Origin of the sequence: Brevundimonas sp. KM4, from assembly GCF_000964075.1 — a bacterium.
GTDB lineage: Bacteria > Pseudomonadota > Alphaproteobacteria > Caulobacterales > Caulobacteraceae > Brevundimonas > Brevundimonas huaxiensis.
In genome coordinates, this window is record NZ_JZRG01000008.1 from 32903 (window position 1) to 46562 (window position 13660).

A 13660-nucleotide genomic window follows, 5' to 3' on the forward strand; every position below is an offset into this window, starting at 1 on the left:
ATCGAGTTTGACGTTCAGGCCTACCCTGCTGGTCGCCCTCGCGGCGTTTTCGGCCTGCGCCCATGCAGCGGCGGCGGAACCCCGCGCGCAGATCCGGGGCGACATGGACGGCGATCTGCGGCGGGCGCTGGAGCGGGCCGTGGGCGAGGTGGACGGCGCGCCGGCCAGCCGATTCGAGGCGCGTCGTCGCGCCGAGAGCGCCGTGACCTCGGCGACTGCCCTGCTGCGGTCCGAAGGCTACTATCAGCCGGTCGTCGAAGACATCGTCGAGGGTGAGGAGACGCCGATCGCGGTGGTCTCGGTGGAACCGGGGCGCCGTTTCCTGCTGACCGATCCGACGATCCAGTGGGCCGACCCCGCGCCAGAGGCCGAGGCGGCGGACAAGGCCAAGACTGCGATCGCGCTGAAGGCGGGCGATCCAGGCAGAGCGGCAGACGTAATATCCGGCGAAGGTCGGGCCGTGGCGGCGCTGGTGCGTGACGGCTATGCCGACGCCAAGGCCAATCCACGCCGTGTCGTGGTGGATCATGCGGCCTTCACCGTCGCGCCGGAGTATCGCATCGCCTCCGGCGCGCTGGTGCGTCTGGACGGCGTGCGCCTGACCAGCCAGGGCCGCACCAATCCCGCCTGGGTCGCAGGCCTGGCGCCGTGGAACGAGGGCGATCGCTACGATCCCGAACTGGTCGCGGAGCTGGAACGCCGGCTGCTGGACACCGGCGTCTATGACGGCGTCAGCGTCGCGCTGTCGCCGCTGGATCAGATCACCGCTGATGGTCATCGCCCCGTAGTGGTCAGCCTGCAAGACCGCCCCCGTCGCGTGCTGGAGGCCGGCGCCACCTGGTCGACAGCCGAGGGCGCGGGCGTGGACGTGATCCAGACCCGCTACAATCGCTTCGGCCGCGCGGATACCCTAAGGCTGGAGGCGCGCCTGGCCGACATCGACAGCCGGATCGGCGCCGATCTCTCCCTGCCCCACTGGCGTCGGCCCGGCCGGACGCTGAAGCTGGGCGCGGCGGTCGTCAACGAGGACACCGACGCCTATCTGCGTACAGCCTTAGTTCTGTACGCCGACCTGCAACAGCGGATCGGCAAGACCTCCTATTTCAACTACGGGATCGGGCTGGACGCCGGGCGCTACAGCGAGACCCGCTACGACTTCACCACCCTGCCCCCGCAGCGCGTGACCTTCGACCGTGATCTGGCCATCATCACCGCGCGGACCAGCGCCTACATCGACCATTCCAACGATCCGCTGAACCCGACCAAGGGCTGGCGGGTCAATCTGGCGGTGCAGCCGACGGCGGTGACCGGCGAGAGCAACATCCTGTTCCTGCGGACCGAAACGCAAGGCACCGCCTACTTCCCCATCGCGGGTGATCGCACCATTCTGGCCGGGCGGATGAAGATCGGCTCCATCGTCGGCGGCAGCGAGCTGAACGTGCCGGCCGACCGTCTGTTCTATTCCGGCGGGGGCGGTTCGGTGCGGGGCTATTCGTACCAGAACGTCAATCCGCAGCTGCCGGACGGCACGCCGCGGGGCGGTCTGTCGCTGTTCGAAACCTCGTTCGAGGTGCGCCAGTCGATCGGTCAAAGCTTCCAGGCCGTCGCCTTCGTCGATGCCGGGTCCGTGGGCTTCCAGGAGACGCCGAACCTGACCAACATGCGCTATGGCGCGGGCGTGGGCGTGCGCTACATGTTGCCGTTCGGGCCGATCCGGGCAGACGTCGCCATGCCGCTGAACAAGCGTGAGGGCGACTCGGCCTTCCAGATTTACATCAGCATCGGGCAGGCGTTTTGACCGATACACCGCCCGAAGCCACGCCTGAAAGCGCAACGACGCCGGCAAAGGCCGCGCGGCCCGCAAAGCCGCGTCGCGGGCTGGTCAGACGCATCGCCCTGGGCGTGGGCGTGGTGCTGGCCGGACTGCTGGTGCTGATCGCAGCCGCGCTGGTCGGAGGGCGTTACTACATCGCCTCGGACAGCGGTCGCGACATGGTGCTGCAACGGCTTCAGGACCTGAAGATCAGCCGCTACGGCCGGCTGAAGGTCTATGGGCTGAAGGGCGATCTGCTCAGCGACTTCACCATCGACCGCATCACATTGGCCGACAGTCAGGGGATCTGGCTGGAGGCGAACAACCTCAGCATGGACTGGTCGTATCTGGCGCTGCTGGGCCGCAGCTTCCATGCGAACGACATCAAGGCCGAGACTATTCGCGTCCTGCGTCGGCCCGTAGTCGAGCCGCCCACCGGCGAGCCGCCCAGCCCCCAGCCGATCTCGGTCCGCATCGACAAGTTCGCGGCCAACATCGAACTGATGGAAGGTTTCTCTAAGGAATACGGCCGTTGGAGCCTGTCGGGGAACGCCAGTCTGCCGCGCACGGGCGCCAAGAGCGCGACGGTCAACGCCGACAGCCTGAACCGACCGGGCGATTTCCTGCGTCTGGCGGCGACATTCGGCGGCAAGCTGGAAGACACGCGCCTGAACCTGCGCGCCAATGAGGCCCAGGGCGGACCGCTGGCGGGCGCTCTCGGCTATTCGCCGGATCAGCCCTTCTCGGCGGTCGCGGTTCTGAACGCCGATGTGGTCAATGCGCGGGTCCAGACGGGACAGTTCGTCCCCCTGATCGTCCGGGGCCATTTCGGCGACAAGGGATCGCGCGTGGCGGGCTTCGCCGACTTCAGCAACTCGGATCTGCTGGCGCCCTTCGTCACCAAGATCGGCCGCACCGCGCGGTTCGGCTTCGCCATGGTCCCGACGCCGGACAAGGCCAGCCAGGGCGTGGCGTGGAAGCTGATTTCCGACAACGTCCAGTCCGAGGCGCGCGGCCTGATCCGCAACTCCGACCGCAGTTCGCCTGATGGAATCAGCCTCAACATTCAGACGGCCTCGTTGAGCCGGCTGGTCGGGTCCGATGTGGCGGGACCAGCGGCCTATTCCGGCCTGTTCAAGGGCGACGCCCAGACCTGGACGCTGGACGGCCAGGTCACCCTGCTGAACGCCAATGTCGCCAGCTATCGCGCCACGCGCATCGCCGGACCGCTGAACGTCGCGGTCAAGAACGGCCGCATCGATCTGGATGGCGACATTCGCGCCAACGGCGGATCGGGCGAAGGCATCATCGGGGGCCTCTTGGGTCCGGCCCCCCGCGTGCAGATGAAGGCGGCGCGGATGAAGGACGGCGCCATCCTGCTGACCAAGGTCGATCTGCAGGGCCAGGGCCTGACGCTGAACGGCTCGGGCTCGCGCAATCTGCTGGGCGGGATGAACTTCCGCGGCGAGGCGCAACTGACCGACGCCAGGCGCGTGCTGCCTGACGCGCGCGGCGCCTTCGGCGGTCCGATCCGGGCCTCGTCGGCGCGTGCCGGCGCGCCGTGGGTGCTGAACTTCGACGGACGGGGCCGCAATCTGACGGTGGGTCTGGACGAGCTGGATCGCCTGCTCGGCAAGACGCCGCGCCTGCAACTGGCCGGCAAGCTGAACGGCGGACGCATCGAGGTCGAGCGCGGCGAACTGACCGGCGCGGCCGGGCGCGCCGGGGCCAAGGGCATCATCGAAACCGCCGGCAAGCTGAGGCTGGCGCTGGACTGGAACGCGCGCGGTCCGTTCGCGGCCGGGCCGGTCGAGATCGGCGGCGACATGAACGGACGCGGCGCCCTGACCGGCACCCTGGCCCAGCCGCGCGTCGATCTGACCGCCGGCTTCCAGCAGGTGACGGCCGGCGCGCTGACGCTGAACAACGCCGACCTGACGCTGAGCTTCCGCAAGGGCGCGGATGCGTCGGACGGCCGGATTTCGGTGGTCAGCGGCTCGAACTATGGTCCGGCGCGCGCGTCGGGCAACTTCTTCCTGGGCGGCAAGCGCATCCGGTTGAGCGATCTGGACGTGGACGCCGGCGGCGTGACGGCCAGGGGCGCCATCGCCCTGTCCGACAGCATTCCCTCCAGCGCGGACCTGACCTTCTCGGCGCGCGCCGGGGCCTTCCTGGCCTCGGGCGAAGCCAACGGACGGGTGCGGCTGACCGACGGCGGCGGATCGGACAGCGCCATTCTGGATGTCAGCGGCCGCAATGTCCGGCTGGCGGGTCAGAGCTGGATCATTCGCAAGCTGGATCTGGACGGGCGTGGCACGCTGAACAACCTGCCCTTCACCCTGGCGCTGGACGTGGGCGGCCCCAACCCGGCCCAGTTCGATGGCACCGGCGTCTATTCGCGTCAGAACACGACCCACGGTCTGACGCTGCGCGGCGGCGGACGGGTGCGCGAGGTGGCGTTCACCACCCGCAGCCCGGCCTCGATCACCCTGAACGGCGCCACGCGCACGGCGCATCTGGATCTGGGCGTGGGCGGCGGCGTGCTGCTGGCCGACCTGCGACAGGACGCGCGCGGCGCCGCGATCCAGGCCGACCTGACCCGGGTCGATCTGGGCTCCATCTCGCCCGAACTGCGCGGCAGCGTGACCGGTCAGGTCGCCCTGCGCGGCGCCGGCAGCGACCTGTCGGGCACGGCCAATATCGCCCTTCAGAACGTGCGCAGCATCGATGCGCCGCGCGGCCTAGCCGTCGACGGACGCGTGGATGCCACCCTGGCGGGCGACCGGCTGAGCATCAAGGCGACGGCGGTCGACGAGGGCGCGGTTCAGGCGTCCGCCGATGTCGTGCTGCCGGTCGAGGCCTCGGCCGCGCCGCTCCGGCTGGCCATAGCCCGGACGCGCGAGATGTCGGGCCGGGTGTCGATCAACGGTCAGATCCAGCCGATCTGGGACCTGTTCCTGGGCGGCGACCGCAGCCTGGCCGGTCAGGTGGCGGGTCAGGCGACGATCGGCGGGACGCTGAACGCACCGCGCCTGAACGGCCGGTTCGATCTGAGCCAAGGCTCCTATCGCGAGAACGCGGTCGGTCTGGTGCTCAGCGACCTGACGCTGCGGACCCGGTTCGACGACACAGCCGCCCAGATCGAGACCTTCACGGCCAACGACGGCAAGGGCGGCACGGTGTCCGGCCAGGGCCGCATCGGCCTGCGCCAAGGCTCCGGGTCGAACGCGCAACTGATGCTGAACCGCTTCCGGGTCATCGACAACGATATCGCCGAGGCACGCGCCTCGGGCCCGATCACCATCGTGCGCGGCGCCGACGGCAATATCCAGTTGGGCGGCCGCATCGACATCGACGAGGCCAAGATCGAACCGGAGCTGCCCGGCGCGACCGGCATCGTCTCGATGGATGTGGTCGAGATCAATCGTCCCGGCGGCGATCCGGAGGAGACCGAGCAGAAGGCGCGCGGTCCGCAGATCGGCATGGACATCGTCCTGCGTTCCAGCGGCGGCAAGGTGCGGGTCAACGGGCGCGGCCTGAACGTGATCCTGGACGTGAACGCCCGGGTGCGCGGCACCATCGCCCAGCCGCAACTGACCGGCACGGCCAATGTGGTGCGGGGGGATTATGAGTTCGCGGGCAAGCGGTTCGTATTCGACGACACGGGTCGCGTCACCCTGTCGACCGATCCCAAGCAGATCCGTCTGAACCTGGCGGCGACACGTGAGGACGCGGCCCTGACCGCTTCGATCAACGTCACCGGAACGGCCGCCGAACCCAAGATCGCCCTGACCTCCACCCCGTCCCTTCCCCAGGACGAAATCCTGTCGCAGGTGCTGTTCGGACGCTCGGCGTCGCAGTTGTCGGCCTTTGAGGCGGCTCAGCTGGCGGCCGGGGTCGCGGCCCTGGCGGGCGGCGGCGGGTTCGACGTGATCGGCAACCTGCGCGAATTGGCGGGGCTGGACCGGCTGTCGTTCGGCGGCGATGCGTCTGCGGTGACGGTCGCGGGCGGTCGCTACATCACCGACGATGTTTATCTGGAGGTCATCGGCGGCGGGCAGAACGGTGCGGCGGTCAAGGTCGAGTGGCAGCCTCGACGCAACGTCGCCATCGCCTCGCAGTTCGGCGGCCAGGGCCAGACCAGCCTGTCGATCCGCTGGCGTCACGAAAGCCGCGAGGCGGGCGACCGTCGTCCGAACCGGGGCGGCCGCAACCGCTAGGCGCGGCGGCTGCCGCTATCAGGCTTTCCTCAGGCGCAACGGATTAGGCGGCCCAATTGCACGCGGCGAAAATGGTGCAACGGCGTGCAATTCTCCCAGCGCGCCGTTGTTTTTCATAACGAAAAAGACGGGACCGAATTGCACTGTGCGACGAAGTGCAATTTTGAAGGCCCAAAACACACGGCATCTGGTCAAGCATTGGCGACATCAAAGACCGGGCGCCGAATATAAGCCCGTTCGACATCGCGCTTAGATGAAAGCCGATACTAGCCTTCAAGCCACGGAAAAGGCGTAGGTTTGCTTCTGCATATGCGCTGGCTGCGAGGCGCAACCCGTCAGCGGGCGGCTAAAGAATCTTCAGCACCCGCTCGACCGGGCGACCGATCACGGCGCCCTTGTCGGTTTCGACGATCGGACGTTCGATCAGGATCGGCTGGTCGATCGCTGCGGCCAGGATGGCTTCGTCGTCTGCGCCGGCGTCCAGCAGCGCCTTGGCGTCGGCCTCCTTTTTACGCAGCAGGCCGGACAAACCGAAGCCGGTTCTGGACGCCAATCGCTGCAGCGTCTCGCGGTCCCATCCGGTCTTCAGATATTGGACCACCGTCGGCTCGACGCCCTGTTCGCGCAACAGGGCGAGGGCGTTGCGCGACGTGCTGCATTTCGGATTGTGGTAGAGGACGACCGACATCACGCCTCCTGCTTCAGACGATGCAGCAGCATGGCGCCCTGCAGCGACGCGACATAGATCACGCCCGACACGATCATGGCCGGCCAGGTCGTCAGGTTGATCCACAGCGGAAGATCCGGCGACGGCAGGGTCCCCAGCAGCCGCATCCCCAGATTGGCCACTACGCTGTAAGCGATCACCGCCAGCATGATGATCGGTATGGCGCGCGTCGTCGTGCGCCACTGCACCACCGCCAAGACGCTGTAGAGCAGGACGGAGAAGATGGCGCTCGAGGCGATCAAGTATGGCCACATGACCTTCATGAACTCGCGTTGAATCGCAGCCTGATCCGCCGACAGACCCATCTTGGCGTATTCCGCGCTCATCGCCGTCTCGAACCAGCCCGAGGTGAGCATCCACCAGGTCGGGATCAGGCCGACGATCAGGGCGATGACCAGCCCGATCACCATGGCGCGCGCCGAACGCTGAGCCTCGGCCATGCCGCGCGGCAGCTTCAGCGGGTTCATGGCGCGGAGCCAGAGGTCGATCGTCTTGCGTGTCATTTTGCGGCCCTGTTCGCGCCGGAACCTAGCGGTGATCGGCGATGACTTACAGGCCCCGACCTTCACCTTTGAGGTCGAGGCGTCTAGGGTCCGGCCGATGCGGATTCTGACCTCGGACCAGGCCGTCCTCGACCACGTCGCCGCGCGACGCGAGACGATCATCGGCCGCACCATCGATTGGGCGAACATCAACTCCGGCAGCCGCAACGCCGCCGGGCTGAAGGCTGTGCTGGATGTTCTGCAAGCAGCGGCGAGCGCCCTGCCCGCCCGTGTCGAACGCCTCCCGACGCAGGGCTCGACCACCGTCGCCGACGACGGGTCGGTGCGGACAGAGGCCCATGCCGACGCGCTGAAGATCACCGCCCGGCCGGATGCGCCGATCCAGGTCGTTCTGACCGGCCACTATGACACCGTCTTCCCCGCCGACAGCCGGTTCCAGACCGTGACCACGCGGGCCGACGGCGCCCTGAACGGGCCGGGCGTCGCCGACATGAAGGGCGGGATCAGCGTGCTGCTGGCCGCACTGGAGGCGTTCGAAACCCATCCAGACAGACACGGCGTCGGCTGGACGGTGCTGCTGAGCCCCGATGAGGAAATCGGCTCGCCGGCGTCCGCACCGCTGCTGGCCGAACTGGGCGCGCGCGGCCATGTCGGCCTGACCTACGAGCCGGCGCTGGCGGACGGCACGCTGGCCGGCGCCCGCAAGGGCAGCGGCAACTATCATCTGATCGTGACGGGTCGCGCCGCTCACGCCGGCCGCGCCTTCGACGAAGGCCGCAATGCGGTAGCCGGCGCCGCCATCATCGCCGCCGCCCTTCACGGACTGAACGGTCAGCACGAGGGCGTCACCGTCAATGTCGCCAAGATTTCGGGCGGGGGCGCGCTGAACGTCGTCGCCGACAACGCCGTGGTGCGCTTCAACGTCCGGGTGCCGGACAAGGCGGCGGCCGACTGGATCGACGCGTCGGTGCGGGCCATCGCCGCGACGCCGCCGTTCGAGGGTCTGACGCTGGATCTGCACGGCGGCTTCACCCGTGCGCCCAAGCCGATGGACGCCGCCCAGACCGCCCTGTTCGAGGCAGTTGCGGAGGCGGGCGCCCTGCTGGGCCAGCCCATCGCCTGGAAACCGTCGGGCGGAGTGTGCGAGGGCAACAATCTGCACGCCGCCGGCCTGCCGAACATCGACACGCTTGGGGTGCGGGGCGGCGACATCCATTCGGATCAGGAGTTCGCCTGGCCCGACAGCTTCGTCGAGCGCGCCCAGCTGAGCGCCCTGATCCTGTGCAAGATCGCATCGGGCGAAATCGATGCGGCCAAACTGAAATCCCTGCGGATGGAAACTCTGTAGAATGCTCGTCGTCCGTCCCGCCGGCCCAGCCGATCTCGATCATCTCCTGGAACTGGCCATCCTGTCCGGCCCCGGCTTCACCAGCCTGCCTGAAGACCCTGATGCGCTGGCCGATCGTCTGGAGCTAAGCCAGGCGAGCTTCGAAGGTCGCGTGCCGTGGCAAGAGGCCTGGTACACCCTGATGCTGGAAGACGGCGACACGGGCGACATCGACGGCGTCGGCTCGGTCAAGGCGACGGTGGGACTCAAACGACCCTTCTTCTCGTTCCGCGTCGTCAACAACACCGTCCAGTCGCCCTCGCTGGGGGTGAAGCTGGACCACCAGACGTTGGTTCTGGTCAACGAATGCACGGGCTGGACCGAGGTCGGTTCGCTGTTCCTGAAGGCGGATCGGCGAAAGGGCGGCGCGGGCCGTCTGCTCAGCCAGTCGCGATACATGCTGATCGGCGCCCAGCCCGAGCTGTTCGCCGACAATGTGCTGGCCGAGTTGCGTGGCGTCTTCACGCCCGACGGCGCCTGCCCGTTCTGGGACCATGTGGCGCACAAATTCTTTCCGATGGAGTTCGACCACGCCGACCGGATGACCGGCTCGACGGACAAGCAGTTCATCCTGGACCTGGCGCCGCGGCACCCGATCTATGTCGAACTGCTGCCTGAACCGGCGCGCGCGGTGATCGGCAAGGTCCATCCGCAAGGCGTGCCGGCCATGGCCCTGCTGGAAAGCGAAGGCTTTAGGCCCAATGGTCTGGTCGACATCTTCGACGCCGGTCCGACCGTCGCCTGCGGCCGCGACAATATCCGGACCGTGCGCGACGCCCGGCGCCTGACGGTTCAGATCGTCGAGGGCGTCGAGGCCGAACTACCGGCCCTTATCTCGACCGACAGCGTCGCCGCCTTCCGCGCCGTTCGCGCCAAGGCCGACATCGATGGCGACGTCGTTCGCCTGACCGCCGAAACCGCCGCCGCGCTCAAGGTGCGCAGCGGAGACTCTGTGCGAGTAAAATCATGACCCGTTTCACCTCCACCGATCCCGCCACCGAAGCGACCAACTGGGAGGGCGATGCCGCCAGCCCGGCCCAGGTTCAGGCCGCCGTCGACGCCGCCCGCACCGCCTTCCCCGCCTGGGCCGATGCGCCGCGCGCCGAACGGATTGAGGGCGTCAAACGCTATCAGGCCGTCCTGAAAGACCGCGCGCCCCAGATCGCCGAGGCCATCGCGCGCGAAACCGGCAAGCCGCTGTGGGAGACCAAGACCGAGGCCGCCGCCATGATCGGCAAGGTGGACATCTCGATCCGCGCCTATGACGAGCGCACCGGCGAACGGACCAGCGACACGGCGTTTGGCCGCGCGACCCTGCGGCACCGTCCGCACGGCGTCGCGGCGGTGCTTGGCCCGTTCAACTTCCCCGGCCATCTGCCGAACGGCCATATCGTCCCGGCCCTGCTGGCCGGCGATACCGTCGTCTTCAAGCCGTCGGAAGAAACGCCCCTGGTCGGTCAGGTGATGACCGAAGCCTTCGCCGCCGCCGACCTGCCGACCGGCGTGGTCAATGTGGTCCAAGGCGGGCGCGAGACGGGCGCGGCCCTGCTGGACGCCGGCATCGACGCCCTGATGTTCACCGGCTCGGGCGCGGCGGGCGCGCATTTCCGCAGGAAGTTCGCCGACGATCCGCATGTCATCCTGGCGCTGGAGCTGGGCGGCAATAACCCGCTGGTCGTGTGGGACGCGGCCGACGCCGAAGCCGTCGCGGGCATCGCGGTTCAATCCGCCTTCATCACCACCGGCCAGCGCTGCTCGTGCGCGCGTCGCCTGATCGTGCCGGAAGGCCCGCAGGGGGATGCGATCATCGAAGCCATCGCCGCCCTGTCCGACAGGCTGATCTTCGCCCCGTGGGACAGCGATCCCGAACCCTATGCCGGCCCGCTGATCTCGGCGCATGCGGCCGAAGCGGCGCTGAAGGCGTTGCAGGAACGGATCGACATGGGGGCCAAGGTCATCCGCGCCTCGGGGCCGGTCGCCAACCTTCCGGGCGCCTTCGTCAAGCCGGCCATCATCGACGTGACCGGGATCGACGTGCCGGACGAAGAGATGTTCGCCCCCTTCCTGTCGGTGACCCGCGTCGGGTCGTTCGACGCGGCGATCCAGGCGGCGAATGCGACCCGCTACGGCCTGTCCGCCGGTCTGGTCAGCGATGATCCGAAAAACTGGGACCACTTCATCCGCCGCATCCGCGCCGGCGTGGTCAACTTCAACCGGCCGACGACGGGCGCCGCCGGCGACATGCCGTTCGGCGGCCTGGGGGCCAGCGGCAACCACCGGCCCAGCGCCTATTACGCCGCCGACTATTGCGCCTATCCGGTCGCCAGTTTCGAGGCGGATGCGGTCGCCAACATCGAAGGCGAGATCAAGGGATTGCGATGATCAGCGCTGTCGAGGCCAACGCCGACGGTCTGATCGGACCGACCCATTCCTACGCGGGCCTATCGCCGGGCAATCTGGCGTCCAGCCTGAACAAGGGCGAGGCGTCCAACCCGCGCGCGGCCGTGCTTCAGGGCCTCGACAAGATGAAGACCCTGGCGGACCTAGGCCTGCCCCAGTTCGTCCTGCCGCCGCATGAGCGGCCGAACATTCCCTTCCTGCGGACCCTGGGCTTTGCTGGATCGGACGCCCAGGTGCTGGAGCGGGCCTGGCGGAGCGCGCCCTCGTTCGCCGCCGCCGCCTGTTCGGCCTCGCCCATGTGGGCCGCCAACGCCGCGACCGTGACGCCCAGCGCCGACGCCGCCGACGGCCGGGTGCATTTCACGCCGGCCAATCTGCACACCAATCTGCACCGCAGCCTGGAGCACCGGCAAACGAAGCGCGCGCTGGACGCCCTGTTTCCTGACGCCAGCCGGTTCGCCGTCCATGATGCCCTGCCCGCGGTCGCGCATCTGGCCGACGAAGGCGCCGCAAACCACGTTCGCCTGTGCGCCGAACATGGCGGCCGCGGCGTCAATCTGCTGGTCTGGGGTCGCGAGGCGTTCGAGCCTTGGGACGGCCCCTTCCCCGCCCGCCAGACACGCGAAGCGTCGGAAGCCATCGTGCGCCGCCACGAAGCCGGACGGCCGGTGCTGGCCCAGCAATCCCGCGCCGCCATCGCCGGCGGCACCTTCCATAACGACGTGGTCTGCGTCGGGGCGCTGGACACCCTGTTCTTCCACGATCTGGCGTTCGAGGACACGGCCGCAACCCAGGCCGCCATTCGCCGCGCGGCCGATGGTCTGTTCGAGCCGATCTTCGTCGAGGTCTCGTCCGCCGACCTGCCGCTGGCCGATGCGATTTCGAGCTATCTGTTCAACTCCATGCTGATCCAGGCGCCGGGCGAGGATCGCCTGACCCTGATCTGTCCGACCGAGACCCGCGACAACCCGCGCAGCCATGCAGTGGCGCAAGCGCTGGCCGCCTCCAACGGTCCGATCGGCCGGGTGCAGTATGTCGATGTGCGCCAATCGATGCGCAACGGCGGCGGACCGGCCTGCCTGCGGCTGCGTGTCGTGCTGACCGAGGCCGAGTTGGCGGCGACCAACCCGGCCATGCGCCTGACGGACGACCTGCATGCGCGTCTGTCGGATTGGGCCGGGCGCTGGTACCGGGACGAACTGCGCCCCGGCGATCTGGCCGACCCTGACCTGCTCACGGAAAGCCGCAGCGCGCTGGACGAACTGACGACGATCCTGAACCTCGGAACCGACTTCTACCCCTTCCAGAGAGGCTGATCCGGCCATGACGACCGCAGCACCCATGAGCCCCGCCCGCCGATTGAGAAATATCGTCGGCGGATCGGCCGGCAATCTGGTGGAGTGGTTCGACTGGTACGCCTATGCGGCTTTCACCCTGTATTTCGCGCCCGTCTTCTTTCCCAGCGAAGACCCGACGGCGCAACTGCTGAGCGCCGCCGCCGTGTTTGCGGTGGGCTTCTTGATGCGGCCCATCGGGGCATGGGTCATGGGCGTCTATGCCGACCGCAAAGGTCGTAAGGCGGGGTTGACCCTCTCGGTGACCCTGATGTGCACGGGTTCGCTGATCATCGGCGTGACACCCGGCTATGCCACCATCGGACTGGCGGCGCCGGCGCTGCTGCTGTTCGCGCGGCTGTTGCAGGGCCTCAGCGTCGGCGGAGAATACGGATCCAGCGCCACCTATCTGTCCGAAATGGCCGAGCCGCATCGCCGAGGCTTCTGGTCCAGCTTCCAGTACGTCACCCTGATCTCGGGTCAGTTGATCGCCCTGCTGCTGTTGATCGTGTTGCAAAATACGTTGAGTGAGACGGCGCTGGCCTCGTGGGGCTGGCGCATTCCCTTCTTCGTCGGCGCGGGCCTGGCGGTCGTCGTCTTCTGGCTGCGTCGCCGTCTGGACGAGACCCATAAGGCGACCGAGGCCAAGGACGCCCCGAAATCCAGCGCCGTGCAGCTGATCCTGAAACACCCGAAAGAGGCGTTCATGGTGCTGGGCCTGACGGCCGGCGGCACCTTGGCCTTCTACACCTACACGACCTATCTGCAGAAGTTCCTGGTCAATACGAGCGGGTTTTCCAAGAACACGGCGACCGAAATCAGCGCGGCGGCCCTGTTCGTCTTCATGCTGCTTCAGCCGGCGGTCGGCGCGCTTTCGGACAGGGTGGGACGGCGTCCCGTGATGATCGCTTTCGGCGTACTGGGGATGTTGTGCACCGTGCCGATCATGACGACCCTATCGACGGTCGAGAGCCCTTTCGTCGCCTTCCTTTTGGCGCTGGCCGGTCTGGTGATCGTGTCGGGCTACACCGCGATCAATGCGGTGGTGAAGGCGGAGCTGTTCCCCGCCCACATCCGCGCCCTCGGCGTCGCTCTGCCTTACGCCATCGCCAATGCGGTGTTCGGAGGCACGGCGGAATACGTGGCGCTCTGGCTTAAGGGCGCGGGCGTCGAGAGCGTCTTCTTCTGGTACGTGACCGGCATGATCGGACTGTCGCTGCTGACCTTCATCCGTATGCGCGACACCAAGCACAACAGCCTGATCACGCACACCTGA

At 67.9% G+C, this 13660-nt stretch carries 9 protein-coding genes; 7 read left to right on the top strand and 2 right to left on the bottom strand.

Going from position 1 to position 13660, the window contains the following annotated elements:
* Nucleotides 1–7 precede the first annotated feature (7 nt).
* On the top strand, nucleotides 8–1798 hold the full coding sequence (locus VH88_RS04445) for an autotransporter assembly complex family protein (RefSeq protein WP_045810189.1): 1791 nt from the start codon (nucleotides 8–10) through the stop codon (nucleotides 1796–1798).
* Entirely contained in the window at nucleotides 1795–6033 is a 4239-nt protein-coding gene (locus tag VH88_RS04450; RefSeq protein ID WP_045810190.1) for a translocation/assembly module TamB domain-containing protein, read from the top strand. The genes VH88_RS04445 and VH88_RS04450 overlap by 4 nt, the downstream gene beginning before the upstream one ends.
* Nucleotides 6034–6379: 346 nt before the next feature.
* Here VH88_RS04450 and arsC read toward each other — a convergent pair whose 3' ends face one another.
* Nucleotides 6380–6721: an arsenate reductase (glutaredoxin) gene (gene arsC, locus VH88_RS04455; protein ID WP_045810191.1), complete on the bottom strand. Its 342-nt coding sequence runs from the start codon at nucleotides 6719–6721 to the stop codon at nucleotides 6380–6382.
* Entirely contained in the window at nucleotides 6721–7263 is a 543-nt protein-coding gene (locus VH88_RS04460; RefSeq protein WP_045810192.1) for a hypothetical protein, read from the bottom strand. The genes arsC and VH88_RS04460 overlap by 1 nt, the downstream gene beginning before the upstream one ends.
* Nucleotides 7264–7360: 97 nt before the next feature.
* Between VH88_RS04460 and VH88_RS04465 the strand changes: the two genes are divergently transcribed.
* From VH88_RS04465 to VH88_RS04485, 5 genes are read left to right on the top strand one after another with little or no spacing between them, the layout of a single operon-like run.
* Nucleotides 7361–8611, top strand: a complete 1251-nt coding sequence (locus VH88_RS04465; RefSeq protein ID WP_045810487.1) for a hydrolase — start codon at nucleotides 7361–7363, stop codon at nucleotides 8609–8611.
* Nucleotide 8612: 1 nt separating this feature from the next.
* Nucleotides 8613–9620, top strand: a complete 1008-nt coding sequence (locus VH88_RS04470; RefSeq protein ID WP_045810193.1) for an arginine N-succinyltransferase — start codon at nucleotides 8613–8615, stop codon at nucleotides 9618–9620.
* The gene (astD, locus tag VH88_RS04475) at nucleotides 9617–11032 is read left to right on the top strand and encodes a succinylglutamate-semialdehyde dehydrogenase (protein ID WP_045810194.1); all 1416 of its coding nucleotides are present in this window, start codon (nucleotides 9617–9619) and stop codon (nucleotides 11030–11032) included. Before VH88_RS04470 ends, astD begins: the two co-directional genes overlap by 4 nt.
* Nucleotides 11029–12366 carry an N-succinylarginine dihydrolase gene (gene astB, locus VH88_RS04480; protein WP_045810195.1) on the top strand — a complete coding sequence of 446 codons (1338 nt, stop codon included), beginning with the start codon at nucleotides 11029–11031 and terminating at the stop codon, nucleotides 12364–12366. Before astD ends, astB begins: the two co-directional genes overlap by 4 nt.
* A gap of 7 nt (nucleotides 12367–12373) precedes the next feature.
* The gene (locus VH88_RS04485; RefSeq protein ID WP_045810196.1) at nucleotides 12374–13660 is read left to right on the top strand and encodes an MFS transporter; all 1287 of its coding nucleotides are present in this window, start codon (nucleotides 12374–12376) and stop codon (nucleotides 13658–13660) included.

Bases quoted from the DNA above. Each gene is read 5' to 3' on its own strand.
- arsC (WP_045810191.1), bottom strand. From the start codon at position 6,721: ATGTCGGTCGTCCTCTACCACAATCCGAAATGCAGCACGTCGCGCAAC.
- VH88_RS04460 (WP_045810192.1), bottom strand. From the start codon at position 7,263: ATGACACGCAAGACGATCGACCTCTGGCTCCGCGCCATGAACCCGCTG.
- VH88_RS04465 (WP_045810487.1), top strand. From the start codon at position 7,361: ATGCGGATTCTGACCTCGGACCAGGCCGTCCTCGACCACGTCGCCGCG.
- VH88_RS04470 (WP_045810193.1), top strand. From the start codon at position 8,613: ATGCTCGTCGTCCGTCCCGCCGGCCCAGCCGATCTCGATCATCTCCTG.
- astD (WP_045810194.1), top strand. From the start codon at position 9,617: ATGACCCGTTTCACCTCCACCGATCCCGCCACCGAAGCGACCAACTGG.
- astB (WP_045810195.1), top strand. From the start codon at position 11,029: ATGATCAGCGCTGTCGAGGCCAACGCCGACGGTCTGATCGGACCGACC.
- VH88_RS04485 (WP_045810196.1), top strand. From the start codon at position 12,374: ATGACGACCGCAGCACCCATGAGCCCCGCCCGCCGATTGAGAAATATC.